Below are 25,933 nucleotides of genomic sequence, written 5' to 3'. Positions count from 1 at the left end.
GAGCTCATGGAAAAAGTTGCCATTCTTGTCGACGTTCAAAACGTCTATTACACCTGTAAAGAGAAGTACCGCCAGCATTTTGATTACAACCAATTTTGGTATGTAGCCACTCAAGGGCGTGAGGTGATTAAAGCCAATGCCTATGCGATTGCTAGCCAAGATCCTAAGCAGCGCCAGTTCCACCATATTTTGCGCGGTATTGGTTTTGAAGTTCAGCTTAAGCCCTTCATTCAGCGTCGTGATGGTAGTGCAAAAGGGGATTGGGATGTCGGTATTACTCTCGATGCGATTGAGCTGGCAGAGCAAGCGGATGTGATTGTTCTGGTATCAGGAGATGGTGATTTCGAGCTATTGGTCGAACGGATTAAACAGCGTTTTAACAAAAAAGTAGAAGTGTACGGAGTACCAAGGCTGACGGCTCAAAGCCTTATTGATGTCGCCAGCCAGTTTGTTCCAATCGAGCAAGACTTACTGTTGTAGCTCACCTTCAGCAGGCACAATCTCACTATGTTGGGTATCTACCGTGCTGGTTGAAGCGGCTTGCTCTGCGTCTAATTTTTCACGTTCAGCTTTTGAAATATAACGAGGCTTATTGCTGCCGTGCAGCTTGGCATGCTTCTTTTTAAGATGCTTTTGCAGTGTTTGGTTAATTTTCTTTTTGCGGTTCATAGTCGTCTGCTCTTTGACACAAAGTCTTGGGTACATGAGGAACAAGGTGGCGCAGGATACTTGTTTTTATCTGCGATCTCAATGGGAGTTATTGGCAATGGAAAAAATGCATAGCGATCTTTTAACGGGAGAGCTGCTCAGTGAGTTTCGCACCGTAGAGGCGATGGTGAACATTTATTGTCAGCGCCATCATCGCTGTCAATCTGGACTCTGTACGTGTTGCAAAACCTTGTTGGAATATGCGCAAGTACGTTTAGATCGCTGTCCTTATGGCCAACATAAACCCACCTGTAACCGTTGCCCAATTCATTGCTATAAGCCTGAGCCGAAAGAACAAATGAGATTGGTGATGCGTTACGCAGGGCCAAGAATGTTGCTCTCTCACCCTATATTGGCGATCCGCCATCTACTGCATGAAAAACGTGCACTACCAGAAAAACCAAAGGCGCATGCATCAAATCGCCATCAACGATTGAACCGTGCGCCTTGCGATAAAATATGATCCGCTTTGCTGCGACTTATTTCCCCGCCACCCACTGGCGTTTGGTTTTGAGGCTTGAAGCCAACATATAAATACAAGTCGCCAGTAAAGCAATGAAGAGATAGCCCATTAAGCCTTGCGATCTTTGCATAAACCAATCAGCGATCACGGGGCCAACCACAGAGCCGATACTGTAGCTAAACAGCATAACTTGTGTCGCTGAGACAATGTAATTGGCATCGAGCTTATCACAACCTAAGTTGATGGCGATTGGGTAAAGGGCAAACGTCGCCATGCCTAAAAAAAACAAGCTGGCAGCTAATATCATCATCGTTGAATCGAACAAGGTTATGGTAATCGCCGCAGAGCCAATCAAGCAAAACAGCGCCATTAATAGTGTTCGGCCCAAAAACTTTGATAGCCAAGGCACCATAGGTTGCACCGCCATGCCACCCAAAACTACAAGCGCCATTAAGCTGCCAATATCGGTATGGCTGATACCACGTTGTTCTAATTCAACAGGCATTAGACCGTAGATAGCCCCCAAAGTGAGCCCTGAAACTCCGCAACCGAGCAAGGCGGCATGGTTTAGTTTGAGTGCCTGTTTCAGTGATAGGCTGACGGCATGCTGAGTTGACGGTTGGTCAGATTCGCCATAAATCAGCACCATACTGGCGATTAATAGCAAGGTAATGATGGCAATGAAAGGCACGCCGCCTGATACGCCTAAATAACCAATCCCTAATTGGCCCAATGCCGTGCCGCCGTAAAGCGCCGCCATATAAATACCAAGGCGTTTTGCTCGGCCTTTTTCATCACCATGCAATAGCCAAGACTCGACGACTACAAAGACACCAGCCACCGCAATACCAGCAACAAAACGTGCCACTAACCAAGCACTGGCATAGCGCAGAGCAGGTAAGGCAAAAATGGTTAACATGAGTAGCGCTAAGCACCATACAAAAGCGTTTCGGTGGCCAACGCGGTTGACAACAGGTTCAACGACTAATGCGCCGATCAATAAGCCAGCGTAAAAGGCACTGGCAAGCCAGCTTGCCAATGAGCTCTCAAGCCCGTAGTGCGGCAACATCAATGGGATCAGGCTCATTAAATAGCCTGAGGCAATCGCATAAAGCGATAGCGCAATGACCGGAACGGAAATGCGAGGTGAAGACGCGTTCACAGTAATGTTGTCCATTGACTTTGCCTCAAAACCAGAATTGATGGGATATTTTGCGGCGAATATGGAGCTGATATTGAGAAAGGTAAAACGAAAAATTATGTTCTTAACGATTAATTTTATTAATCGAAAATAAAGCAAGAGAAATGAGCAGTAAAGTTGGCATAAATCGATAAAAAATGCCAACTTTATTATTGGTTATAATGATGGATTATTTCAATATGGCTTGGTTTAACCATTGATTAAATTGACTTTTTGGTAAAGCGCCATTGATCATATCGACTCGTTGACCATTTTTAAACACCATAATGGTTGGAATGCTGCGAATTTGAAATTTTGTGGCGAGGCTTTGTTCACTTTCAGTATCAATTTTTATAAAGCGAATGTTTCCTTTTCGTTCCGTCGCAGCATCACTGAATACCGGAGCAAAACCCACACACGGATTACACCAAGGTGCCCAGAAATCGACGACAACGGGTTGGCGACTATTAAGTAGTGCTTCGAAATTGGCTTCCGTTCCTTCAATGGGCGCTCCATCAAATAGGGGAGCTTGGCATTTACCGCAATTTGGGCTTTCTGTCACTCGTTCTATCGGAACTCGGTTCATTGCGTGACACGAAGGGCAACGAGTATTGAATGTTGACATGGTTTCCTCTCTTTATTTTTGTGTTTTGCTCCAGTCGCATTTAACGCACTAGACTTAACGTCGGAGCAAAAGCGCGTATACTGACTGACATCAAAAGGACCTTTTGAGTCTCATTTCTCTTTCATACGATGAGTTTTTAATTTTAGGTCTTTGGATTGCATTAGAAAATACAACAAAAACAGGTTAACAATGACAAAATTCTATGCCGAAATTACAGGTTGGGGTAAATGCCTACCACCTGCAACGCTCTCAAACCATGATCTTAGCACCTTTATTGAAACTTCCGATGAGTGGATTAAAACTCGCACCGGGATTGAACAGCGCCGCATTAGCCATGTGAATACCTCGGATTTAGCTACGGTGGCCGCCCAACACGCCATTGCTTGTGCTGGGATTGATGCAACTGAGATTGATCTCATCATCATCGCAACCTGTTCGCCAGATTCTCTTATCCCAAATATTGCCTCGAAAGTGCAGCAGAATCTTGGGATTAAAAATGCAGCCGCTTTTGACTTAAATGCAGCCTGTACCGGTTTTGTTTATGGATTAGAAACAGCGACGCGTTTAATGCAAGCAAGCCATTACCGCCATGCGTTAGTGGTGGGTGCTGAGCGTCTCTCTTTTTACATTGATTGGACCAAACGTGATACCGCCGTGTTGTTTGGTGACGGTGCTGGCGCTGTTGTCTTGAGTAAAACCGATAAAGTAGTGGGTTTGCAAGATGCACAAATCGGCTGTGATGCAGAAGGGCGTGATATTTTGGCGGTGCCTAGATTTGGCTCATCGATGGATCGTTTTGCCGCTGACAATGGGTATTGGGATTTTGATTTTGTTGGGAAAGAGATTTTTAAACGTGCGGTTCGAGGCATGGGCGCAGCGGCGCAAACTGTGCTGGCGCGTTCCGGTCTTTCAACCGAGCAAGTTGATGTGGTGATCCCGCATCAAGCGAATATTCGTATCATTCAAACCTTGTGTGACTTATCAGGTATTAGCCAAGATAAAGCATTCGTTAACATTCAACACTATGGTAATACGTCTGCCGCGACCGTACCTATTGCATTGTGTGAAGCGGTTGAACAAGGGAAAATCAAACCGAATGATAACCTGCTGGTGGCCGCTTTCGGGGCGGGCTTAACTTGGGGGGCTGGGCACATCAAATGGGGCGAGCGTGTTACCGCGATTAGCCGTAGCCAAGCGCAGTTACCAGAGTGTCAGTCCAGTGCGTTAGAATTATTGGCCAATGCAATTGAGCACTGCCAGCAGCGCCCGCTATCTAAATAACGTTTAGAAAACGAATGTTCACACAGTACAAGCAGTATGAGAACAGGCCACAATGTGGCCTGTTTTACTCTCAATGCTAGGTGTGTAAACTAGGCAATCGCCATGGCGAGCAGGCTAATTGGATGAATGGTTTCTAACGCGGTATTTTCTTCAATTTGCCATTTACAGGTTTCACAATCGGTAATCGCATAGTCAGCTTGCGATGTTTTGATTGCATCAAACAGGTGTGCGCCAATTTTCATTGAAACGTCATAGTTCTCTTCTTTAAAACCGTAGGTTCCCGCTAAGCCGCAGCATTCGCTGTCTAAGACCACTAACTCCAATCCTGGGATCATTTTTAATAATTCAATGGTAAAAATGACATTACCGCTGCGTTCAAGGTGGCAAGGGGTGTGGTAAACCACTTTCAAGTTAACGGGTTTCATTTTAGGCGCATTACCGCTCATGAACTCTTTGAGTAGAAAGCGCGTGACGTACTCGATTTGTTTGACCACCTTACTATTATCAACCCCTAAAACATGAGGATATTCTTGTTGCAAGGTAAACGAACACGTTGATGAAGTGGAGAGGAGCGTCGTTTGACGATCAACTACCGCGGCTTCGATATTTTTCACATTCAATAGCGCATTTTTACGTGCTTTATCGTGAAAACCATTGGCAATCAGCGGTACACCACAGCATTTCTCGTTATCCAGTAACCGTACGCCGATATTCATCGCATTCATCACAGAGACAAAATCTTTACCCAACTGCGGGTGGTTATAGTTAACGTAGCAGCCGTGGAAATAGGTCACTTGCCGGTTATACAGGGGTTGGCGTGTGCAGTTCTGCTTAAACCAACGACGAAACGTGCCGTGTGAGTATTTGGGAAGTGATTTATGATCGTGCACACCAATGGTCTTGTGCATCAGTTTTTTTACCATCGGCATAGCCGTAGCAGCGTTCACTATCGGTGCAAATGGTGTGGCGATCGTGCCAAAAAGATCGGTATGGCTCAGCACGTAATCACGCACCAGCTTTGGACTCAGCGTTTTTTTACCATGTTTGCCACGTGCCACAGCAATGATATCGCCAATTTTCACTCCGGAAGGACAGGCGGTTTCACACCGTTTGCAGTTGGTGCAGAGCTTGAGTAGGTCGTCATAATACTCTGCGCTTTTAATCCTCAAGCGTTCGCCATCCGGTCCGCACTGTTTTGGCCCCGGATAGAGTGGGTTTGCTTTAGCAACCGGGCAATAAACGGTACAAACAGTGCATTTGATGCATTGATCAAAAGAGGTATTTTTGGGTGCGGCTTCAACAAAAGAGGTGCTCATGCTAATACCTCCTGAATGACGGGTCGAGATTGAGTTTGAGCCATAATTTGAGAGGTCGCGTGGTAAGCGCTGGCAATAGCAACGCCTCCACCGCTGCCTTCAAAGACAGGATCATAACCCGCGAGCATCGAACCACAGCAGTATAAATTGGTAATGATATTACCTTGATGAGTTGGGTTCAGTGACGTGTTGGTCAGCACACCAAAGGTCATGAAAGGGTGAGAGTTTGCTGAGAAAAAGGCATGGTTTCGCCATAGAGCGCGATCATGACAGCTCTCCGTCTCTAATTGGAACACGGGTTCGCTAATACCGTGATGAGAAGCCTGTAAACCTTGGCTGAAATAGCTCCCTGTAGCCATCACGAAATGGTCAGCTTGAATCGGCATATCATTGAGATTTTGAGTATGAATGGCGGTCAAACGGTTACCATCAAATTCACCACTGATGACTTTATCGCCTTTTAAATGGGTACCACCCATAGTTAAAAAAGCTCGGCTGAGTGTCTCTTCAATGCGGATGCCCATTAATGATGGCGGCATGGTCGGGACTTCATGCAACTGCAAGTTGGTTTCCAATTTAAGTTTGTTCAGTAAGGTTAACCCATCACCATTGCCCATGATGGCAGGTAGGATCACTAGATCTTGCACAGTGGCATGACGGATCAGTTGATCACAAAAACTGCGCCATGCATGTGGTTGTTTGAGCAAACGAGCAATATCGATGGAGCGCAGTTCGTTGGGGTTATGGCGAAGTGCTTCGAAACCCGGAATCGTGATATTGATGATCTCACTTGGGATAGCCGAAAATGCAGGTAGAGCGCGTAAGTTATCTTGCAGCATGTGTGGTTGAAAATCTCGGTAACCATCGATGGCGAGTAGCACAATACGCTTGAAATCAGCATTCGCTTTATGTTGATAAACATAAGGTTGTGATAACCAAGTGGCTTTCAATGTCCCCATCGGAGTAATGCGATAGTGGTTACTGTTGTCCGCTTGGTGTGTCAGCGGCATGCCGCGCTGCTGCAGCGTTTTTTGAAACCACATTAACCCTTGCGAAATAGTGTCAGTGCCAATTTTACTGTAAGGGTGATTCGGGGCTTGTTGACGTAATGCTTCCATGGCGAGCAAAGGGGATTCAACCGCTTCGCCGCTAGGCAGTTTACCCAGAACATCGATGGAACCGGATGAAAAATGCAGAGCACTTTGGCCTTGACTGATCAGTGCTGTTTTTAGGCCCGCTTGTAAGCAGCGAAGACCTGCACTGTAACCTGCAATTCCACCACCGATAATTGTGACGTCGTATTTCATCATAACGTCTCCTCACTTTCATTTTGCTTGTGTTGCGTTGGAATGTCATTGGCTCCGAACAAGCCTTCGTAAATCCAGTAACTGAATTCAGCCTCGCGCAGTGCATCTCCCCAGAAAATCGGTTTAATGCCTTTCCAGCGCTCTTCTAAAAACTCAACCAACAGTTGGCTCGATTGGTTTCCCGAAACGTGACCATATTCTTGAAATAAGCTGGCGGCGCGATAGCTGCAAAGCTCTCCTTGGCACGGCCCCATACCTAAACGAGTGCGGCGACGTAAATCGACCAAGTTATTTACATCGAGTTGTTTAATTGCGTATTCAATTTCGCCCGCGGTCACCATTTCACATTCACAAATAACCGCTTGGCTCTTTGCATCATCAGATAAGAAATTTTGTGCGCGCTCACCATGGCGATAAATAGCCGATTCATAGACGGGCTTGGCAATGCTGGCGGTTTTTTTCACCTGTTTTGGGGTTTCGTTGGAGCCGGGTAGGGCGCGAGTATGAGTTTCGCAAGGGGTATTGTTGCCCAGTTTTTTAGCGACTAAATCGGTCGCCCATTCTGCCATTAGGCGGTAAGTCATTAATTTACCGCCTGTAATCGTGGTGAGGCCTTTCAATCCATCGCGTTGTTCGTGGTCAAGTAATACGATGCCGCGACTGATGTTTCGGCCGCTGCCATCATCATTAATAGAGACCAATGGACGCACACCCGCATAAGCGCGTAATACACGAGTATTCGCCATGATGGGGGCCAGTTTTGCGCCTTCGGCCAGGAGTATATCAACCTCTTTTTCAGTCACGTGCAGGTTGTCAATTTGGTCGTAGTCAATGTGTTCAGAGGTAGTACCGATCAGTGAAATGGTATCACCAGGGACAAGAATATCGGCATCAGAAGGCTTGCGACAGCGGTTGATCACAAGGTTGTTGATACGATAATCAAGGATCAACAATGAGCCTTTCGCGGGGAACATTTTGATGTTGAGATCGGCGTATTCACAGATGTTTTGTCCCCATATTCCAGCTGCGTTAATCACTTCTTTGGCGAAAATCTCATATTGTTGATGAGTGTTGAGCTGTAAACAGCGCACGCCTAATACTGTGTCACCTTGGCGGATCAGCGACGTCACAATGGTTTTGTTCATGATCCGCGCACCATGCTCTTTGGCGTCTAGCACATTGGAAGCGCATAAACGAAAAGGATCGAGTGTGCCATCGGGTACTTTGATCGCGCCAACAAGGTTTGGATTAACGTGAGGTTCTAAACGCAGTGCTTCTTTGGCAGAAAGCGGCTCGGTTGTAATCCCAGCTTGAGCGCACGCGTCGATAAACGTGCTCTGAAAAGCAAGATCGTCTTCAGGCAGAGTAATGAACAGGCCGTCGGTTTTCTCTACACAATGTCTGGCGATATTTTTTAAAATTTGATTCTCTTGGATGCACTCTTTGGCCGATTCAGGATCGGTAACTGCGTAACGTGCCCCTGAGTGTAATAAACCGTGATTTCGCCCGGTGGTACCAGAAGCAATATCATCCTTTTCTAGCAAAATACACGCAATGCCGCGCAGTGCGCAGTCGCGCATGATCCCAGTACCGGTTGCTCCGCCACCAATGATAACAACATCGGTTTCAAATCGTGTGGTTGTGGTCATGGTGAAACCTTATTCGATGAAAAACTTATATTTAGTGTGGCATTTTCAATAGAAAATGTTCGATATGTTGCTCACAAAAGCGCGAATGAGCGAAATTGTGTTTCATTTTGGCGGTAATTTTATCTTTGTATGTTATTTCATATCAAAATGATGAACGGTTTAACAATTTAGGTTGTGTTAATTTAACAACTGGAGTGGATTTTAGAGAACAAATGCGCTTACGAGCTGATCCGATGACTTCATCATCATGCCTCTCTTAGCAGTATGAAATCATATCTCTATCCGTTATTGCACTTGATTATGTCGTTGTTTATAGAGACACCCTTAGTTTCCTATCATTTGTTAAGCTCTGCGTTAATGAGCAGAAGATCAAAATAATGAGTTAATTAACAAAAAACGATATTGCAAGTAACAAAATTGTGTTCGAACGCTCATAAATGCTGTTTTTTAATTTTCGTGGGAAGAAAAATGTGCAAAATTTGCCACACACAAACATTGTGTACACAAAAAATAAACAAGGACACTTACTATGACTCGAACAAAACAACATACTCTTCTCGGAGAGTGTATCGCGGAGTTTATCGGCACCGGATTGCTGATTTTTTTCGGTGTAGGCTGTGTTGCTGCCTTAGTTCTTACTGGCGCACAATTTGGTCAGTGGGAAATCAGCATCATGTGGGGCTTAGGTGTGGCAATTGCCATCTATTGCACTGCGGGTGTTTCTGGAGCTCACATTAATCCGGCGGTGACCATTGCACTGGCCGCCTTCCACGGCTTCAACAAAGCAAAAGTACTTCCCTATATTGCGGCGCAAATGCTCGGTGCATTCTGCTCTGCTGCTCTGGTTTACGGCTTGTACAGCAACCTTTTTACTGATTATGAAATCGCACACAATTTTGTACGTAGCAGTCAAGAAGCGTTAGCCACAGCGGGTATTTTTTCTACCTACCCTAATGCTTCATTATCATTTGTTGGTGCATTGGCGGTCGAATTTGTAATCACAGCAGTATTAATGTTCGCTATTTTGGCACTAGGTGATGAAAATAACGGCGCACATCGCAATGCAATGAACCCATTGCTGATTGGTATTCTGATTGCGGTTATCGGCGGTTCACTTGGCCCATTGACTGGCTTTGCGATGAACCCTGCGCGTGATTTTGGCCCTAAATTGTTTGCCTACTTAGCTGGCTGGGACTACGCACTAACAGGTGCAAAAGATATCCCATACTTCATCGTACCTATCATTGCTCCTATTGCTGGTGCCTGTTTTGGGGCATGGGCTTACCCTAAATTTATTGGCGCGTACCTACCCACTGTCGGCGTAGGCTGCACCATTCCAAACCAGTGTGATGACGTAGAAGAAAGTGAGCAAGCTCACGTCTAAAATAACGACAACACTTTATAAAACGATTAACGTGAAAGATAAGGAAAAGACCATGACTGAGCAGAAATATATTGTTGCCCTTGACCAAGGAACAACAAGCTCACGTGCTGTAGTGTTAGATCATGATGCTAACATTGTCAGTGTTTCTCAGCGTGAATTTACCCAGATCTACCCTCAAGCTGGCTGGGTTGAACATGATCCACTGGAAATTTATGCGACGCAAAGTTCGACGCTAGTAGAAGCACTTGGCAAAGCTGGTATTCGCAGTGATGAAATTGCGGCGATTGGTATTACCAACCAACGTGAAACTACGGTGGTGTGGAACAAAGAAACGGGTAAACCAGTCTACAATGCGATTGTATGGCAATGTCGACGTACCGCATCCATTTGTGAAGAATTGAAAGCCCGCCCAGGGCTAGAAGAGTACATTCGTGAGAATACAGGCCTAGTGCTTGACCCTTACTTCTCTGGCACCAAAATCAAATGGATTTTGGATAATGTCGAAGGGGCTCGTGAAGACGCCGAGGCTGGAAAACTGCTGTTTGGTACAATTGACTCGTGGCTCGTTTGGAACATGACACAAGGCCGTGTTCACGTTACGGATTATACCAATGCCTCTCGCACTATGCTTTTCAATATCAACAACTTGCATTGGGATGAGAAAATCCTAAAAGAGTTTGATATTCCTTTGTCTATGATGCCTGAAGTGAAGAAATCTTCCGAAGTTTACGGCCAAACCAACATTGGTGGTAAAGGCGGGACACGTATTCCTATTGCTGGAATTGCGGGTGACCAGCAAGCTGCGCTTTATGGGCAGATGTGTGTTGAGGCGGGCCAAGCAAAAAATACTTACGGCACTGGCTGTTTCTTATTGATGAACACAGGTAAAGAGAAAGTCACCTCACATAATGGCTTGCTAACAACTCTAGCTTGTGGCCCTGCTGGTGAACCTCACTACGCGCTTGAAGGTGCAGTCTTTATGGGCGGTGCATCGATTCAATGGTTGCGTGATGAATTGAAACTGATTTCAGATGCGCATGACTCAGAATATTTCGCTACGAAAGTTGATACGGCCAACGGCGTTTATGTTGTGCCAGCGTTTACTGGTTTAGGCGCACCGTATTGGGATGCTTATGCCCGTGGTACGATTGTTGGTTTAACGCGTGGCGTGAATTCGAACCATATTATTCGTGCGACCTTGGAAAGTGTTGCTTACCAAACACGTGATGTACTTGATGCAATGCAAGCTGATTCTGGCATCAAACTGTCAGCATTACGCGTAGACGGTGGCGCGGTAGCCAATAATTTCTTAATGCAATTCCAATCAGATGTGCTTGATACCGAAGTACACCGTCCTAAAGTGACGGAAGTGACCGCGCTAGGAGCAGCCTATTTAGCTGGTCTTGCGGTTGGCTTTTGGGGAAGCTTGGATGAGCTTGCTGATAAAGCCGTGATCGATAAAACATTCGTTCCTCATCAAGATGAAGAGAAGCGCGATCGTCGCTATAAAGGTTGGAAACGTGCGGTGAAATGTGCTCAAGCTTGGGCAACTATGCACGATGACGAAGAGTAATACTTAGCCTTATGGCCTCTATGTATCCCCCTGCTAGAGGCTTTTTGCTTGGCTATTTATGCTTTTGCTCTCTGATTTATCGATAAAAAATGCTCTGTCATCGTGGCAGAGCATTTTTTTACACGTCAATTTTCATTATTTAGGGTTTATCATGCAGCGCTTTTGGCGTCAGCCGTTTTTTTTCTCGTTGCATCTTTGCTAAAAAGTAGATGTTTACGCAGGCGATAAAACCGTTGGTGAGCACTACAGGCCATGAATCAATCATTAGTCCGTAGGCGGTAAACAGTGCACAACCAACAAAATTAAGAATACGCAGTTTAACGATATCTTTCATTGTCAGCGAGATTGCCACCATGATCGAAGCTGCATAGCCCAAAATTTCAACCACATTCATTTCCATAATTTGACCCTCTTAATATATGCCGAACGATGTCGGTACCAATCTTCTCGCCGTGAGATAAGTGAGGAAGCTCCGTGCCTCGAATGGTCATAATTGATTTACTGTGTATAAATATAACAATAGCTAATATGTGATAAAAGACTCAAAACTAGGTTCGGTGAAGGTTAGCGATTACGCAAACGTTTAATGTCTATCACATAAAATTTATCGCACTTTTTGTTGATAGAAATATTGATTTGTTTTGTGAATGTTTTGGCCATAAAAAAACCCGTCTTATTAGACGGGTTTCGAAGATAGTCGGCATCAATTTTACTTTTTGCCTTGAGTCATTTGTTTATCTTTATCGGTCAGTTCGCGGATACGACGGCTAATATCACGGCGCTCTTTTGAAATTTCTGCGCTTTTGATGATGTGATCATCGACGCGATCTTCGTAATCGGCTTTCATGTTATTGATGATCGCCATGACTTCTTCGTGGGTCATATCCGGTTTCATGTAATCGAGTAAGTTTTCAAGCAGTTCAACTCTTTTACGGTTATCACGAACTTTTTTCTCGTTATCTAGCAGTTCACGTTTCAGTTTATTTTTACGGCGAGCTTGGTTAACAATTTCAAATACGATACTCATAGGTTCCTTTTCCCAACTTGAATGTCAATGCCATTGATTAAATCATATCGAGCTGATTCATAACAGCCTTTAGATCAATCCTGACTCACTCTTGATTAAGAAATAATCACTCTAGTCATGAGTGATTGTATTGGTACGGATAGGCGCTATATCATGTACCTTTCAAATCGCTATCTTATGGTATTTAGAGATGCAACTTTCAGAAATTTTAGTACCTAAAAGAAAGGATGTACCTGCAAACGCTGAACTGCATCACAGTGTTAAATTGCGTGAAGCTTATATTAGCGAACGTGAGAAGCTGGAGATGACCGAGTTAGAGTTAAACCGTGCAAAGATTGTGATGATTGATAGCAATGGGAAAATCATCCGAATTTCACTGTTGTTAGAACACTAATGCAACATCGATTGTGGCCTCGATTAGGAAACTCCGCTTAGAAAAAAGGAAATTATAATGAACATTGAGCTCTCTCCCCTAGAAGCACGAATTATTGGCTGCTTAATTGAAAAAGAAGTGACCACGCCTGATTACTACCCATTAACGCTCAACAGCTTGACCACCGCATGTAACCAAAAAAGTAACCGTGAGCCAGTGCTGTCATTAACCGAAGCTGAGGTTCAAGATGCCGCTGAGGGCTTGATCGCTCGTCGCCTGATGAGTGATGAAAGTGGTTTTAATAGCCGAGTGAGCAAATATCAGCACCGTTTCTGCAACACCGAATTTGGCGATTTAAAGCTGTCAAATCAAGAGCTTGGTTTGGTGTGCTGCATGCTGCTGCGTGGGCCACAAACGCCGGGAGAGTTGCGCACTCGCACTAACCGATTATGCAGTTTTACCGATGTAAAAGAAGTCGAAACTATTCTAGACGGTTTAGCCAACCGTGAATCAGGCCCGCTGGTGGTGAAGCTGCCGCGTGAACCGGGCAAGCGAGAGTCGCGTTATCAACATCTCTTTTCTGGAGAGGTTGACGTTGAAGATTTAGAGCAAACCTTTGCTCCGGAAGGTGGGGCGACTGCTCGTATTGATCAGCTTGAACATGAGGTTCACGCACTAAAAAATGAAGTCGCCGAGTTACGCGCTTTGGTGGAAAGCTTACTGTAAGTGAATAAGGTTCCCCACAAAGATAGCCCGGACTGGTGGGTTTATTTGGTTCGAACCCGCCATCAAGCACTGTATTGCGGTATTACAACGGATGTTGAACGACGCTTTGTACAACACCAAACAGGTAAAGGTGCAAAAGCGTTACGAGGTAAAGGACCGTTATTATTGGTTTGGTCTCAACGTGTAGAAGGCGGTAAAAGCCTCGCTTTAAAAACTGAGCTAGCGATTAAAAAACTGACCAAATTGCAAAAAGAACAGTTGGTGGCAGCGCAAGAGAATTTTCATTTCTCTGTTAGTGGCATGGATGATTTTGGTGACGATTAGGTTTGGTCAGCGGCATTATTCGCCAATTTCATGTGCAATGTAAAAAATTGTATTAACCTTGTTTAGGGAATAATAACAACAAGGTTGGTTGCAATATGAACAGTTACAACAAATGGTCAGTGGTCTCGTTGCTCTTGTTGGCTTGTGCTTCTGCGCAAGCGGCGAACACGATAGCTGACGCACGTGGTAATGGAATGGGGAATACTGGCGTAACAACGGCCGATTATCTGCTAGCCCCATTCTATAATCCTGCTTTGGTGGCCGTGTATCGGAATAATGACACGTTTGGCGTGCTTTTCCCTGCGGTAGGTGGTGCGGCTAGAGACCCAGACAAAAGCCTAAAATCCATTGATGACCTGCAAGATAGCATCAAAGCGTTTGAAAATTCCGGTACACCCAATCAAAGTGATATTGATAAACTTAATCAGTATTTAGACCAGCTTGCCGATGACAAACCTCTTGCTGCATCGGCGGGCATTGGTATGGCGATAGCAATTCCTCTCGATCTAGTTTCACTTAATATTTTTGCGCGTGGGCACGCGGAGGTGATTGCGCGTTCTGATATTGCGGCAAATACAGGCAGTAGCGGCACCGACGTTGAGAATCGTTATAAAAATTCAACCGTTGATCTGATTGCATTTGGTTACTCAGAATTTGGCCTAGCACTGGCCAAAATATACAACATTCGTGGCCAACAATTTTCATTTGGCATTACGCCTAAAATTCAACAATTAAGAACCTATAAGCAAAATGTTTCGGTAAAAGAATTCGATCTTGCTGATTATGACAAAAGCGAAACGAACGATAATGCCTTCAATCTTGATTTAGGGGCTGTATGGTTAATTAACGATTTTCGAGTGGGTGTTGCGGTAAAGGATCTTTTTGCTCAAGAATTAAAAACCATTGATGGTTTAAGCTCATATGATTTGGATACGCAAGTCACAATCTCGGGTGGATATGTCACTGAGTTTTTCACTGCTGCAATCGATTTAGATGCAACAAAGCAGAGTCGTTTCCAAGACCAAAAAGATGATACACAATACCTACGCTTTGGCTTAGAAGGTAATGCTTGGGGATGGGCACAGCTTCGTGCGGGTTATGAAATCGATTTAGAAGATACTTTGGACAACGCCGTGACGTTTGGCATTGGCATCAGCCCCGGAGATCTTGTTAGTTTCGATCTTGCAGGAAACTATGCTGGAGATAATCAATTTGGCATTTCTGGAAATTTAGCTTTCACCTTTTAAGTATAGGAAAGCATTCTGATGCTTTTGTTTAGTAAATGAGCGGTTATGAGTGCAAGTCAGCTTTTTTAGTGGTTTGCACTATCATTTATGAGGAACATACTTAATAATCAAGATGATATACGGGCTACTTGTTTGATCCTTCATTGGGTAGTCCGAGAATATGATGAGTGCGAAATCAGCCATTGTGTGTCATTAAATCCAGAAGTTAGTGTAACGAGAATGCCATGAGAAAAATCCTGCTCCTTTCATTTGTATTCAGTGTCAGTTTGGCAGCCTCCACTCAGGCTGCAGCGCAAGTTTTAAATGGCTATTGGCGATATCAAGAGTTTTTAGATCTTAATCCTGCGCAACAGGCTCTTACCGACCAGATGATACAGGCAGTGCGTCAACCTCCCGCTGTACTCTCAATAGAGCAAGATAAACCTATTCATATTTCTGTTGTTTATCCAGGTCAACAAGTTTCCGATTATTGGGCGCGCAATATCAAAGCCTTTGAGATGCGTTTAGACGAACTTGGGATTAGATACCAAATTAACCAAGTCTTCACTCGTCCGAATGTCGATATTCGCCAACAAAGTTTATCGTTGATGGAAGCGATCAGAAACAAATCCGATTACTTGGTGTTTACGCTTGATACCATCCGCCACCGTAAATTTATCGAGCAGTTGTTAAGTTCAAATCAAACCAAAATTATTCTGCAAAATATCACTACGCCGGTAAAAAGTTGGGGAGATCGCCAGCCTTTTATGTACGTGGGGTTTGATCATGAAATTGGCACAATGAAACTGGTGGATTACTACAAAAAGTCGGCGCCAAAGAATAGTGCTTATTCCGTACTCTATTATTCTGAAGGCTATGTTAGCGATGCTCGCGGTGATAGTTTTATCCAAGAAATGAGTCGAGACAGCAAATATCACTTGGCCTCTTCGTTTTATACAAAAGCGACACGAGATAGTGCATTTGATGCAACTTTGCGTATTCTTAAACAAACACCAGATATTAATTTTATTTACGCATGCTCTACTGATGTTGCACTCGGTGCCATGGATGCGTTGCAGCAGCAAAATAGAGAAGATATTACGTTAAACGGCTGGGGCGGTGGTGAGGCTGAATTGGACGCGCTGCAAAATAGCACACTTGATGTGACTATCATGCGTGTCAATGATGATGCCGGTGTTGCTATGGCGGAAGCCATTAAGTGGGATCTTGAAGGAAAGCCGGTACCTACGGTTTACTCTGGTGATTTTGAGTTGGTAACCAAAGAGGTCTCTTCAGCGTATATTGAAAAGCTCAAAAAACGAGCATTTCGTTACTCTGACCATTGATATATCGAGTCATTAATGAGTTTAAGGTCAAGCACCGTCAAGAAAAAACAAAAGATAGCTACCGTGATCACCAAATCAATGATTGCGGTGATTGGCGCATTGACGCTCAGCGTTTTATTTCAAAGTTATCAGATCAGTAGCAAAATCATTGCTCAAGAAGTGCAACGTACGGCTTCTCAAACCTCTAGTCTCATCCAGAACCTCTTTAACTTCCGCCTTTCATTACTGCAGATAAACCAAGATAGCAGCGCAAAAAATGCAGGTTTAGTTAAAGCAATTCGTAAGGGCGATAATGACAGTATTGATCAGTTCTTTTTTGGAGTTGACCAGCTAGAAGTAGCCAACACGCCTGACATTCGTTTCATTTCTGATTCTGACAGCCTGATGTGGGAAGATGGCAATGCTCAGTTTTATGGTATTGAACAAAACGAGCTGGTAAACATGTCTCGTAAAGTCGCGTTAAGTAATAACTGGCATATGATCAAATCGCCCTCTCAATTGGGCTATGCCTACCTAATGGTCAGACGTACTCCCGTTATTGACTCGCAGTCCGGAGAGGTGATTGGTTTTTTGCATCTTGCTACCGTACTTAACAACAATTACGTGCTGGCAGAAACATTACGTGAAGGGAGTAACTCAGAAAATCTCGTGATGACGACGGGTGAAAAGGTCTTAGCCTCAACAATTAATGGTGATGAGACCTACACGGAACGTGATGTTTTAGAAGATAATTTTGACGCCTATAGTTTTGCCGATTACATGGTAAGCCGTACCGCGTTAACCATAGAAGGCGTACCAATTTATATTAACGTCCTCAGTGTGCAGAGCAATGAGAACGTATTGCAATTACGTGAAAATTATTTTTTTTGGATGATTTTTGCCCTTTTTGCGATGGTGATAGTCTCTATTTTGACACGTTGGTGGTTACAGCAGCGTGTCAAAAATGAAATCAGTAGCTTGATGAATTACACCCACAAAGCTGCAGAAGCTGGGAGTTATGAGCTTTTTTCTGGTTCTAAAATCTATGAATTTGATCACTTCGGCAGAACGCTAGAACACACATTTCAACGTTTATCTGAGCAAGAAAAACAATTTGAAGATCTGTTCAATTTTTCACTTTCGCCCATCATAGTATGGAGTATCGACGGTGATATCATCAAAATGAACCCATCAGCAAAGAAATATTTCATGCGTCGCAATGATCAACAGCAATGCATTCTTGATGCATTAAAGCAAGAACTGCAGCCAAAGATACGCCTTGCGGTTGAACAAGAAACGTTCCGAGAGATAAACGTTGAAGTTGGCAACAAGGTTTTTCGCTGGAATTTATCGCCCATTATTTTTGAGCAGAGAATTGAGTCAATCATCACTCAAGGACAAGATATTACGACAATCGCTGAGGCGGCCAAACAGAGCCGACTCGCAAGACAAGAAGCGGAAGAGTCGGCGCGTATTCGTGCTGAATTTCTTGCAAAAATGAGCCATGAGCTGAGAACACCATTGAATGGAATTTTAGGGGTTTCTCAATTACTTAAGCGTGAAATCAGTGACCATGAGCAACTTGAACAAGTGAATGTGTTATGCAGTAGTGGTGAACATTTATTGGCGGTGCTGAATGATATCCTTGATTTTTCAAAGATAGAGCAGGGACAGTTTAGAATTCAAGAGTCTGACTTTAAGCTGGTTGAGGTCATCTCTGCCGTGGAAAGTATCTATCGGCCATTATGTGCGGAAAAAGAGATTGAGTTCAGCCTAAAGAGCAATATTCCGCCTGATATGATGATCCATAGCGATCAAGTCCGCCTGAACCAAATTCTGTTTAATTTATTAAATAATGCGACTAAGTTTACCCATAATGGGTTGATTAGCATTGAGTTCCAGCAAAAGAATAACCACCAATTGTTTATTTCGATTAGTGATACAGGTATCGGCATCAGAGAGCAAGATCTCGCGCTTATTTTTGAGCCTTTTACTCAAGTAGAATCAAACACCACACGAGAATACGGCGGTAGTGGTTTGGGGCTTGCGATTGTCAAAAGCTTAATTGAGATGCTTGGTGGTGCCGTAAACGTGAAAAGCCAATTTGGAGTAGGTACTACATTTTCTGTTGAACTCCCGCTGGTTGTCGTGAGTGACTGCGGGAAGGATATATCATCTTATGAGCGTGCGCCGCCACATGAAATGTTTGAAAAACCAATCAAAGTGTTGCTAGTCGAAGATAATCATACCAACGCTTTTATTGCTCAAGCATTTTGCAAAAAATACGGTATGGAAGTGACAAGAGTAGAGGATGGTCTACAGGCGATTGATTATGTGAAAGATCATCCAGTGGATCTTATCTTAATGGATAACCAACTGCCTTACTTAGGTGGGGTTGAAACAACACATTTGATCAAACATGAGTTGATGATGGATGTACCTATTTATGCGTGTACAGCTGATGGTATGCAATCGACTAACGAAGCATTTATGGCCGCAGGTGCAGAGTATGTGATAGTTAAACCTATCAAAGAGAAAGCATTGCATGAGGCTTTTTGTCACTTCCAAAAACGGCAGAAATAAAGCACCGCGCAACATTCTTATACACTACCAGCCATAAAAGCGCGTTCTAATATTTCTTTTTTCAATGCAGCTGTCATTGCAATTGATTCAAGAAATTTAACGCCTACTAACATACCTTTACCTTGTTGACGCACACTGACGATTTGGCAAGCGAGATCTTGTGGTAGAAGTGGGGAGAGTGTGGACTTTATCTCAATAAACATATCTTTTTCTAAATGGTGCAAGCCAGGAATAAATAGCGCGCAGCCAGAAATAGAAAAGTCGATCAATTTCCCTTTAAATTGATGCTCTCCTTCATGCATAACGGCTGGCAAAGAGAGTTTATAGCGCTCGTGCTCACGGATTGGTTTGGTCACAAAGTGCTTAGGAAACTTGATAAACAGTAATCCGAACGGTTTAGAAATACTACGAATAATCGAGGTTTTGAACGCGAGTATATGACCTAATTCAGTGTCACAAATCCCACGCAAAATGATTTGGATATTAACTATTTTTCGCATCACCAAGTCTTCACGAGCTTTAACGGGCATATCGATCAGTACGTATCTTTCACGTTTGCATCCGACAATTGTCGTTGAAAAGCTGTAAGAATCCTCAGGTCCGAATTCAATAGTGACGAGGATTTTCATGCATGGCTTAAGGAGTTTGATGAGATCGTCGCTGTTAGTATTCGGAATTGGCATTGAGTGGCATCGTCGTTACGGAAATATAGCTTTACTATACCCCGTGATTTTTACGTCACCTACTAAGAAAAAGTAAAAAACTCTCAGAAGATCATGTTTCTAAGAGCTTTTCTCAAGTTTAATTCTAGTGGCTACATCTTGTGTTAAGCACTGATGCGTTGACATTCGCAAGTTGATGATTGGTCGATATAATCATTTAACTGATCAATTTGTTCAGTGTTAAATGTTAAGCCGAGTTTACTTCTGCGCCATAGTATATCTTCACATGAAGAAGCAAATTCATAATGTAAGAGATAATCGACTTCGCATTGATAGAGCCCAAACGCAAAATGTTTACCCAGATCAGCACTACTTTGAACATTATCGAGCATCACCGAAACTCGGCTACCATAATTAGTGATCCAGCGGTTAATGGTCGCTTTATCAAGATCTGGGAAGCGCTGCTCAAGCTGCTGTTTGAGCTGTGCTGGATAAAAGGCTTCTCCACCAGGCAGTGGTTTGTTTGCAGTCCAACTGTCAGACATTTGATTAAAAAATGGTTTTAATTGACCCATAGCAGATTCAGCTAACTTGCGATAAGTGGTTAACTTTCCACCAAAAATAGAAAGTAGTGGCGCATTATCAGCTTGTTGATCCAATGAGAGTGTATAGTCCCGAGTAATGGCTTGTGGTGAGTCAGACTCGTCATCACAAAGCGGGCGTACACCGCTGAAGTCAGCCACAATATCATCTAATGTGAGCTGATGGATAAAGTGCTTATTCACCACATCCAATAAGTACTGTTTTTCTTCGACGCTAATTTTCACTTGACGAGGATCACCTCGGTATTCGACATCGGTGGTGCCTATCATTGAATAGTGATCAAGATAGGGGATCACAAAGACGATCCGTTTATCTTCGTTTTGTAAAATATACGCCTGCTCTTCATCGTGAATTTTCGGCACGATAATATGTGATCCTTTGATAAGCCGGATACCGTAGGGAGAAGTAATTTCAATCTGCTCATCAATGAACTGTTTAACCCAGGGACCTGTTGCGTTGACAAGCGCGTGACTGCGGCGAGTAAAACGAGTTTGTGTTTTTTCATCAAACAAAGTCACATGCCATAACTCGTCAACACGACGAGCTGATTCAACGCGGCAATAGTTTTTTACTTCGGAACCGAGTTCACGTGCTTGCATCGCATTCAGTATCACTAAACGAGCATCATCGACCCAGCAGTCTGAGTATTCGAAACCCATTTTCATCTCATTTTTAGTCACCACACCCGCGTTAAGGGCTATTTTTTTGCTGGCAGGTAGTGAGGTGCGTTTGCCTAAATGGTCATAAAGAAAAAGTCCGGCACGAATCATCCAAGCAGGTCTTAGAAAAGGGCGGTGTGGTAGACGAAATCGCATTGGTTTTGCAATGTGAGGCGCTTTGCGCAACAGTACTTCGCGTTCAGCCAATGACTCACCGACTAAACGAAATTCATAATGTTCTAGGTATCTCAACCCACCATGAATTAATTTTGAGCTCGCAGAAGAGGTAGCGCTAGCAAAGTCTTTTGCTTCATACAGGCCAACTTTCAGCCCTCGGCCAGCAGCATCTACGGCGATGCCTGCCCCATTGATACCGCCACCGACAACAATAATGTCGAGCACATTGTTTTCGGCTTCAATCGAGTTGCAAACAGAATGGTTGTTCATTGAGCGTACCTATTTCGTTTTTGTTCTGTAATGTTCGTATGAAACCATTTTTTAGTCGAAATAGTTAGTTTTTTGTTTTTTTATTTTGATCTCGATCATTATTTTCTAATGCATATGCTCACTTAACCAATAAAAAAGGCGTTACGTGAATACGTAGCGCCTTTTTTATTGTGAGAGGCAATACCTTAACGAGCGAGTTTGCGATGGGCGCGTGAAAAATGGCCAGCGCAGAACGCACCGACAATAGAAAGTTCACCAGCCAGACAGAGTGATGCTGCCACTTCGGCTAACGCTTGCGAATGACCAGTACCGTGCAGACCGAGAATATCCAAACATGCTTTTTGACTCGGTAACCCTGTACCGCCACCAACGGTCCCTAACATTAAATTGGGTAAGGTTACACTGGCGTACAAACCACCATTTTTGTCCACTTCCATGCGTGTCATACCAATTGCCGATTCAGCAACGCAAGCGGCGTCTTGCCCACAGGCAATATACAAAGCAGCGAGTGCATTAGCGTAATGCGCGTTAATGCCTATCGCGCCGCTTAATGCTCCACCAACAGTCGTCATTTGGCCAAATTGCATCATAGACTGTGGCGTCGTATGCAGATGTTTATGGATGAGTTCGGCAGATAAATGCACCTCGGCAGTCACTTTTTTTCCTCTCACACTACGCAGTGTTTGGCTAGTGGCTTTTTTATCACCCGATAGGTTGCCATCAAGGAATGCGTATTCAGGCTGCACAGGAGTATTCGCCAGAATGGTTTGGAACACGGCATTGGTGGCAATAGTGACCATGTTTTGCCCTGATGCATCGCCGGTTAAAAACTCAAACACGAGGTAGACATGGTTCCCTTCAATATTGACATTAATGTCTGACAGTTTTCCGTGTGCTGTCGTGTTTTCTGCAACTTGTTTAAAGTGGTCATATTGAGTCACTATCCACGCCACAAACTGCCCAGCTTCGATTAAGTTATAAAATGCAAAGCCTGGCGTGCGAGTAACGCCTTCATTTAACAACATGGCGCTTGCACCTCCTGCCGCAGTAAGCAGTTTTGCACCACGATGATAAGAGGCAACCAAAGCGGCTTCGGTTGTAGCTAGCGGGACGAGATAATCACCTTTGGCAAACAGTCCGTTGACTCGTAATGGCCCTGCGATCCCAACTGGAACTTTGACTGTGCCAATAAAATGCTCAATATTTTTGTGGTAGCTGAGCATATCTTGCTCTGTTGAGTCATCTAAAAGCGCACTTTTGTTCGTTCGCGTGTTAAGTACTTGCCAACGGCGTTCTACATTTTTTGCGGTTAAATACGGACTTGGTGTTAATTTGAGCGTTGGAGAAGTGAGTTTGGGTTGAAGTATTTGCTCTAGCTGCTGGGCTGATATATCACCACCCAAAATAGAAACATAATCTCTTCGATGCAGGTTTAGCTTAGGCATAGCGAATCATGGTAAAGAATTTGCGGGCATTGTACTAACCATGCACATAAACACAATATTTGCTTGTGTTGCAAGTTGTGTGAAGAGTTAGGCTTGGATATCCAATATTGAACCCAGCATGTCTTGATCTCGTTGGATAATATTGGTGCCAATGCGGTTATATTGTGTAGCTTGGTTCAATTTTAGTAGGCTATCAATTTCTTCAGGTTTTTCTTCAGCTTTGGCAACAACTTTATCAAACTCAACTTTATTAAAAGCAAGCGCTTTGTCCGCCTTATCAACAGGAGAGATGTCTTTTTCCATATTGAGCTCACGAGCCGCATCCTCAGCCATTTTATTTGACTGATTGATCAGTTGATAGCCAGAATGAACACCAGATATAGACATAAGCTTACCCTCGTCGATGTCTAAAGTTTAGGCTCCGTTTACTTTTTGCACAAGAAGAAATTCGTGACTAGGAAAAGAGGCTCGAAAGCACATTCAGCTCATCATCAGTGAGCAAATTATTCGATTCATTTTCCAAAGAGTGCTTTATCTCGCCTTGTAATAAACGCAGTTGTTGGGGTGTTAAATGCTGTAATTGTGATTTTAAAGACTCAAATTGATTATGCGTCATCGACTCATGCCTCAGTAAAAAATGCGCTGCCTTCTCACCACGGTAAGTTTGATGTCCTTTCATGGCCTTACACCTGTAAGAAAATACTTAATCTGAGATTATTCTCGACGTGGCGATTTTTTGTCCGAAAAATGTCAAGTTATAACAAGAGAAAGGTGAGAGCAGCCCGAAATTGAGCCGCTCTCATTATTACGACAATTGCTAGTTTACACGGACGGCAAACTTACTGGCGAGAGAGTGAAGCTCAGGTAGCATGCGATAAATAAGGTGCAGCTGTTGTAAGACCATTCTTACCGAGCTTTCATCTTCTTCACGCCATTCGGCTAAGCGTTTCTCTAAGCCTGCATCGTCAATGTCGCTGGTATCGCATTCATCACAATGTTCATAAAGTTGTTTGTGCAACACATCTAGGTGTTGGTGGATCACTCGGTGAGTTTCAAGTACCAGCTGGTGCGTTGCTTCATCTTCGATGCGTGTCCGATGGGCCCCAAGAGCGGAGATATAGCTGAGCAGTGCATGGTTCAGTGTCAGAAAACGGAAACTTTCATCGATTGCCGCGCGATATTTACCCGGTTCTGCCAGCATATTACTGATCGCTGCGGTTAAATTTGCGTCTTGGTTGTGGGCATTGCGCCGTGAGATGCGATAGCTCAAGTTGTCTTTTTTACCGATGCGGTACTGACCAATAATCTGTCCCAAATAGGCTTTGTTGGCATCGATCGCATCCGCCATGACTTTATGTAATCGTTTTGATTGCCAGTCAGGGAGGATCAGCACTACCGCTGCGACGGCCAATGCGCAGCCAATCAGAGTATCGGCAAGCCGAGGTAGTACCACGGCGTAACCTTCACCCAATTGATTAAAGCAAAACAGCACTAAAAGAGTAATAAAGCCAGTCGCATAGCCGTAGTTGTTTAATCTAAAGGCGAAAAACATCACACCTGATAGTACGATAAAGACCAATTGGCTTTCTGGCGATGGGAACAAGGTTAATAGTAGTACGCCTAAAAATAGCCCCGATAACGTGCCAATGATTCGGGCCGTCAGTTTTTGCCGAGTGGCTGAGTAGTTTGGCTGACAAACAAACAGTGTCGTGAGTAAAATCCAATAGCCTCGTTCAATACCAAAACCTTGGATGATTCCGTAACCGATAGTGAGTGCGATAGACATACGCAGCGCATGACGAAATAGCATGGAATCTTTATGCAGATTTGCCTTCACCCGTAACCACATGGCTTTAAGAGTGTGGGCTTCTGTATCATACAACATACCCTCTTCGAGCTTGTTAGCATCAGGGTTGTTAACGTTATTGAGTTGCTTTTCTACTGTTGCTAAGTTATTGAAAAGATAACCTAATTGCGCTAATGACACCCGCCAGTCAGGGCGTTGTTGTTCTTGTAGGTAGTTTAATGAGCTTTGCAATTCATCCAGAGCCATGATTGACTCTGAATGGTGCTGATAGCTTCGCCCTAACTGAATCGATTGGGCTATTTCACGGCAGGCTTTAGCCTGTGTTTCTAATAAATGTTTAAAGCGAAACAGCACATCTGAGCGGCCAAAGTGTTCGGCAAGCTCTTGATAGCGATAATGACTTGAATTGACACGTTCATGGATATCTTGTGCCATAAAATAGATGTTGAGAAATCGGTCGCTGGCACCATCAATATGGCCTCTTTTTGAACGACTCAACAAAGTGGCTTTACATTGATTGAGTGCGGTAACCGTTGCCGCGTTTAAATTGGCTTCAGCAATTCGATATGGCTGAGGGACTAAGTTCGATACGGGATGGAAGAGATGGCTTTTGGACTCAAGATAATTGGCCAATTGCAAAAAAACATTCGCTAAGCTTTGCTGTACTGGTTGCATTGGCCAAAACATATGCCAAATCATCGACATGAAGTAATACCAAGCGGCACCCGTCAGGAGCAAAACGGGTTGAAACCACAAATTCACGCTTTGGTGTGCACCCAACATGGTGTAGATGGCGATAAGTAAGGAGCCAAAGGCGATGCTGGCATAACGTGGGCCAATTGCGCCAAGAATGATAAAACCAAACGAGGAGATAAATAACCCAATCGCAAACAGTGGCGGGGTATGGAAAAGCAGCTCGATGGAAAATGCAGCGATAGCAAAGCAGATAAATGTCAGAGTGAGGGATTTTAACCGTCCACTGAAACTGTCATCACTTTCAGCCAGTGCTGCGGCAATCACGCCAAGGATCAGTGGCGTAATCCAAGTATTGAGGTTGTAGTGCCACGCAGGAATGACCACGCCTAATAGAGTGATCAAAATGAGAATGCTGTAATTGACAGTTTTATTCGCCCAATAAAGGCGAATTTTGCTAGAGAGCGGCACGATACTTCAACATCCAAAAAGAAAACCATAGTGTAGCAGAAGCGTTGATTAACACTCTGATCAAGATAAAGAAAAA

Annotated in this window: 25 protein-coding genes; 11 read left to right on the top strand and 14 right to left on the bottom strand. The window is 43.9% G+C overall.

The window, feature by feature from the left end; translation table 11 throughout:
• Positions 1 to 6 precede the first annotated feature (6 nt).
• On the top strand, positions 7 to 480 hold the full coding sequence (locus tag DD616_RS00750) for a LabA-like NYN domain-containing protein (protein ID WP_010319683.1): 474 nt from the start codon (positions 7 to 9) through the stop codon (positions 478 to 480).
• On the opposite strand, the gene DD616_RS00745 is transcribed toward DD616_RS00750, so the two are convergent.
• Positions 469 to 669: a DUF2986 domain-containing protein gene (locus tag DD616_RS00745; RefSeq protein ID WP_010319684.1), complete on the bottom strand. Its 201-nt coding sequence runs from the start codon at positions 667 to 669 to the stop codon at positions 469 to 471. The genes DD616_RS00750 and DD616_RS00745 overlap by 12 nt on opposite strands.
• Before the next feature lie 97 nt (positions 670 to 766).
• Between DD616_RS00745 and DD616_RS00740 the strand changes: the two genes are divergently transcribed.
• Entirely contained in the window at positions 767 to 1,171 is a 405-nt protein-coding gene (locus DD616_RS00740) for a nitrous oxide-stimulated promoter family protein (protein WP_202599014.1), read from the top strand.
• 16 nt (positions 1,172 to 1,187) lie between these two features.
• On the opposite strand, the gene DD616_RS00735 is transcribed toward DD616_RS00740, so the two are convergent.
• Both DD616_RS00735 and trxC read right to left on the bottom strand, forming a co-directional pair.
• Positions 1,188 to 2,348 carry an MFS transporter gene (locus DD616_RS00735; protein ID WP_237293058.1) on the bottom strand — a complete coding sequence of 387 codons (1,161 nt, stop codon included), beginning with the start codon at positions 2,346 to 2,348 and terminating at the stop codon, positions 1,188 to 1,190.
• A 193-nt stretch (positions 2,349 to 2,541) separates the two neighbouring features.
• Positions 2,542 to 2,976, bottom strand: coding sequence for a thioredoxin TrxC (trxC, locus tag DD616_RS00730; RefSeq protein ID WP_094150157.1), 435 nt, complete (start codon positions 2,974 to 2,976; stop codon positions 2,542 to 2,544).
• 189 nt (positions 2,977 to 3,165) lie between these two features.
• Between trxC and DD616_RS00725 the strand changes: the two genes are divergently transcribed.
• Positions 3,166 to 4,257, top strand: coding sequence for a ketoacyl-ACP synthase III (locus tag DD616_RS00725; RefSeq protein ID WP_047689650.1), 1,092 nt, complete (start codon positions 3,166 to 3,168; stop codon positions 4,255 to 4,257).
• 89 nt (positions 4,258 to 4,346) lie between these two features.
• Here the strand turns inward: DD616_RS00725 and glpC are convergent, their stop codons facing one another.
• From glpC to glpA, 3 genes are read right to left on the bottom strand one after another with little or no spacing between them, the layout of a single operon-like run.
• On the bottom strand, positions 4,347 to 5,573 hold the full coding sequence (gene glpC / locus DD616_RS00720) for an anaerobic glycerol-3-phosphate dehydrogenase subunit GlpC (RefSeq protein WP_013867920.1): 1,227 nt from the start codon (positions 5,571 to 5,573) through the stop codon (positions 4,347 to 4,349).
• A complete protein-coding gene (gene glpB, locus DD616_RS00715) occupies positions 5,570 to 6,883 on the bottom strand; it encodes a glycerol-3-phosphate dehydrogenase subunit GlpB (protein ID WP_199871006.1) in 1,314 nt (437 codons plus the stop codon). The genes glpC and glpB overlap by 4 nt, the downstream gene beginning before the upstream one ends.
• Positions 6,880 to 8,529, bottom strand: a complete 1,650-nt coding sequence (gene glpA, locus DD616_RS00710) for an anaerobic glycerol-3-phosphate dehydrogenase subunit A (protein ID WP_013867918.1) — start codon at positions 8,527 to 8,529, stop codon at positions 6,880 to 6,882. The genes glpB and glpA overlap by 4 nt, the downstream gene beginning before the upstream one ends.
• Before the next feature lie 529 nt (positions 8,530 to 9,058).
• Between glpA and DD616_RS00705 the strand changes: the two genes are divergently transcribed.
• Both DD616_RS00705 and glpK read left to right on the top strand, forming a co-directional pair.
• Positions 9,059 to 9,913: an MIP/aquaporin family protein gene (locus tag DD616_RS00705; RefSeq protein ID WP_010319894.1), complete on the top strand. Its 855-nt coding sequence runs from the start codon at positions 9,059 to 9,061 to the stop codon at positions 9,911 to 9,913.
• 52 nt (positions 9,914 to 9,965) lie between these two features.
• Entirely contained in the window at positions 9,966 to 11,486 is a 1,521-nt protein-coding gene (glpK, locus tag DD616_RS00700) for a glycerol kinase GlpK (protein ID WP_026029114.1), read from the top strand.
• A gap of 139 nt (positions 11,487 to 11,625) precedes the next feature.
• Here glpK and DD616_RS00695 read toward each other — a convergent pair whose 3' ends face one another.
• Together DD616_RS00695 and DD616_RS00690 are read right to left on the bottom strand one after the other, a co-directional pair.
• Positions 11,626 to 11,886, bottom strand: a complete 261-nt coding sequence (locus DD616_RS00695) for a YgjV family protein (protein ID WP_208871549.1) — start codon at positions 11,884 to 11,886, stop codon at positions 11,626 to 11,628.
• A gap of 309 nt (positions 11,887 to 12,195) precedes the next feature.
• On the bottom strand, positions 12,196 to 12,513 hold the full coding sequence (locus tag DD616_RS00690) for a DUF496 family protein (protein WP_010319897.1): 318 nt from the start codon (positions 12,511 to 12,513) through the stop codon (positions 12,196 to 12,198).
• A gap of 190 nt (positions 12,514 to 12,703) precedes the next feature.
• Here DD616_RS00690 and DD616_RS00685 point away from each other — a divergent pair, with 190 nt between their 5' ends.
• From DD616_RS00685 to luxQ, 6 genes are all read left to right on the top strand, one after another.
• The gene (locus DD616_RS00685) at positions 12,704 to 12,907 is read left to right on the top strand and encodes a hypothetical protein (protein WP_026028336.1); all 204 of its coding nucleotides are present in this window, start codon (positions 12,704 to 12,706) and stop codon (positions 12,905 to 12,907) included.
• Positions 12,908 to 12,964: 57 nt separating this feature from the next.
• Positions 12,965 to 13,612, top strand: coding sequence for a YceH family protein (locus tag DD616_RS00680; RefSeq protein WP_208871548.1), 648 nt, complete (start codon positions 12,965 to 12,967; stop codon positions 13,610 to 13,612).
• Positions 13,613 to 13,936 (top strand): GIY-YIG nuclease family protein, encoded by a 324-nt coding sequence (locus DD616_RS00675; protein ID WP_094164912.1) that lies wholly within the window; start codon positions 13,613 to 13,615, stop codon positions 13,934 to 13,936.
• A 95-nt stretch (positions 13,937 to 14,031) separates the two neighbouring features.
• Entirely contained in the window at positions 14,032 to 15,183 is a 1,152-nt protein-coding gene (locus DD616_RS00670) for a conjugal transfer protein TraF (protein WP_017046397.1), read from the top strand.
• 224 nt (positions 15,184 to 15,407) lie between these two features.
• On the top strand, positions 15,408 to 16,508 hold the full coding sequence (locus tag DD616_RS00665) for an autoinducer 2-binding periplasmic protein LuxP (protein ID WP_013867911.1): 1,101 nt from the start codon (positions 15,408 to 15,410) through the stop codon (positions 16,506 to 16,508).
• Positions 16,509 to 16,523: 15 nt separating this feature from the next.
• Positions 16,524 to 19,070: a quorum-sensing autoinducer 2 sensor kinase/phosphatase LuxQ gene (luxQ, locus tag DD616_RS00660; RefSeq protein ID WP_208871547.1), complete on the top strand. Its 2,547-nt coding sequence runs from the start codon at positions 16,524 to 16,526 to the stop codon at positions 19,068 to 19,070.
• Between the two features lie 17 nt (positions 19,071 to 19,087).
• On the opposite strand, the gene DD616_RS00655 is transcribed toward luxQ, so the two are convergent.
• The 6 genes from DD616_RS00655 to yccS all read right to left on the bottom strand — a co-directional run bounded on the left by DD616_RS00655 (position 19,088) and on the right by yccS (position 25,857).
• Complete coding sequence (locus tag DD616_RS00655; protein ID WP_019282225.1) at positions 19,088 to 19,753, bottom strand: PilZ domain-containing protein; 666 nt, start codon at positions 19,751 to 19,753, stop codon at positions 19,088 to 19,090.
• A gap of 143 nt (positions 19,754 to 19,896) precedes the next feature.
• Positions 19,897 to 21,441: a glycerol-3-phosphate dehydrogenase gene (glpD, locus tag DD616_RS00650; RefSeq protein WP_019282224.1), complete on the bottom strand. Its 1,545-nt coding sequence runs from the start codon at positions 21,439 to 21,441 to the stop codon at positions 19,897 to 19,899.
• 185 nt (positions 21,442 to 21,626) lie between these two features.
• On the bottom strand, positions 21,627 to 22,886 hold the full coding sequence (locus DD616_RS00645; RefSeq protein ID WP_081245083.1) for a hydroxymethylglutaryl-CoA reductase: 1,260 nt from the start codon (positions 22,884 to 22,886) through the stop codon (positions 21,627 to 21,629).
• An 87-nt stretch (positions 22,887 to 22,973) separates the two neighbouring features.
• Positions 22,974 to 23,273 carry a hypothetical protein gene (locus DD616_RS00640; RefSeq protein ID WP_013867906.1) on the bottom strand — a complete coding sequence of 100 codons (300 nt, stop codon included), beginning with the start codon at positions 23,271 to 23,273 and terminating at the stop codon, positions 22,974 to 22,976.
• Positions 23,274 to 23,340: 67 nt separating this feature from the next.
• On the bottom strand, positions 23,341 to 23,565 hold the full coding sequence (locus tag DD616_RS00635) for a hypothetical protein (RefSeq protein ID WP_013867905.1): 225 nt from the start codon (positions 23,563 to 23,565) through the stop codon (positions 23,341 to 23,343).
• A gap of 138 nt (positions 23,566 to 23,703) precedes the next feature.
• A complete protein-coding gene (yccS, locus tag DD616_RS00630; protein WP_017048776.1) occupies positions 23,704 to 25,857 on the bottom strand; it encodes a YccS family putative transporter in 2,154 nt (717 codons plus the stop codon).
• Positions 25,858 to 25,933: the final 76 nt, after the last annotated feature.

Origin of the sequence: Vibrio anguillarum (assembly GCF_003390515.1) — a bacterium.
GTDB classification, from domain to species: domain Bacteria; phylum Pseudomonadota; class Gammaproteobacteria; order Enterobacterales; family Vibrionaceae; genus Vibrio; species Vibrio anguillarum.
This window is presented reverse-complemented; position numbering and strand designations above follow the sequence as displayed.

Bases quoted from the DNA above. Each gene is read 5' to 3' on its own strand.
- DD616_RS00745 (WP_010319684.1), bottom strand. From the start codon at position 669: ATGAACCGCAAAAAGAAAATTAACCAAACACTGCAAAAGCATCTTAAA.
- DD616_RS00635 (WP_013867905.1), bottom strand. From the start codon at position 23,565: ATGAAAGGACATCAAACTTACCGTGGTGAGAAGGCAGCGCATTTTTTA.
- DD616_RS00690 (WP_010319897.1), bottom strand. From the start codon at position 12,513: ATGAGTATCGTATTTGAAATTGTTAACCAAGCTCGCCGTAAAAATAAA.
- DD616_RS00665 (WP_013867911.1), top strand. From the start codon at position 15,408: ATGAGAAAAATCCTGCTCCTTTCATTTGTATTCAGTGTCAGTTTGGCA.
- glpK (WP_026029114.1), top strand. From the start codon at position 9,966: ATGACTGAGCAGAAATATATTGTTGCCCTTGACCAAGGAACAACAAGC.
- DD616_RS00655 (WP_019282225.1), bottom strand. From the start codon at position 19,753: ATGCCAATTCCGAATACTAACAGCGACGATCTCATCAAACTCCTTAAG.
- glpA (WP_013867918.1), bottom strand. From the start codon at position 8,529: ATGACCACAACCACACGATTTGAAACCGATGTTGTTATCATTGGTGGC.
- DD616_RS00640 (WP_013867906.1), bottom strand. From the start codon at position 23,273: ATGTCTATATCTGGTGTTCATTCTGGCTATCAACTGATCAATCAGTCA.
- glpD (WP_019282224.1), bottom strand. From the start codon at position 21,441: ATGAACAACCATTCTGTTTGCAACTCGATTGAAGCCGAAAACAATGTG.
- DD616_RS00680 (WP_208871548.1), top strand. From the start codon at position 12,965: ATGAACATTGAGCTCTCTCCCCTAGAAGCACGAATTATTGGCTGCTTA.
- DD616_RS00695 (WP_208871549.1), bottom strand. From the start codon at position 11,886: ATGGAAATGAATGTGGTTGAAATTTTGGGCTATGCAGCTTCGATCATG.
- DD616_RS00725 (WP_047689650.1), top strand. From the start codon at position 3,166: ATGACAAAATTCTATGCCGAAATTACAGGTTGGGGTAAATGCCTACCA.
- DD616_RS00740 (WP_202599014.1), top strand. From the start codon at position 767: ATGGAAAAAATGCATAGCGATCTTTTAACGGGAGAGCTGCTCAGTGAG.
- DD616_RS00735 (WP_237293058.1), bottom strand. From the start codon at position 2,348: ATGGACAACATTACTGTGAACGCGTCTTCACCTCGCATTTCCGTTCCG.
- luxQ (WP_208871547.1), top strand. From the start codon at position 16,524: ATGAGTTTAAGGTCAAGCACCGTCAAGAAAAAACAAAAGATAGCTACC.
- DD616_RS00685 (WP_026028336.1), top strand. From the start codon at position 12,704: ATGCAACTTTCAGAAATTTTAGTACCTAAAAGAAAGGATGTACCTGCA.
- DD616_RS00645 (WP_081245083.1), bottom strand. From the start codon at position 22,886: ATGCCTAAGCTAAACCTGCATCGAAGAGATTATGTTTCTATTTTGGGT.
- DD616_RS00705 (WP_010319894.1), top strand. From the start codon at position 9,059: ATGACTCGAACAAAACAACATACTCTTCTCGGAGAGTGTATCGCGGAG.
- glpC (WP_013867920.1), bottom strand. From the start codon at position 5,573: ATGAGCACCTCTTTTGTTGAAGCCGCACCCAAAAATACCTCTTTTGAT.
- trxC (WP_094150157.1), bottom strand. From the start codon at position 2,976: ATGTCAACATTCAATACTCGTTGCCCTTCGTGTCACGCAATGAACCGA.
- glpB (WP_199871006.1), bottom strand. From the start codon at position 6,883: ATGATGAAATACGACGTCACAATTATCGGTGGTGGAATTGCAGGTTAC.
- DD616_RS00670 (WP_017046397.1), top strand. From the start codon at position 14,032: ATGAACAGTTACAACAAATGGTCAGTGGTCTCGTTGCTCTTGTTGGCT.
- DD616_RS00750 (WP_010319683.1), top strand. From the start codon at position 7: ATGGAAAAAGTTGCCATTCTTGTCGACGTTCAAAACGTCTATTACACC.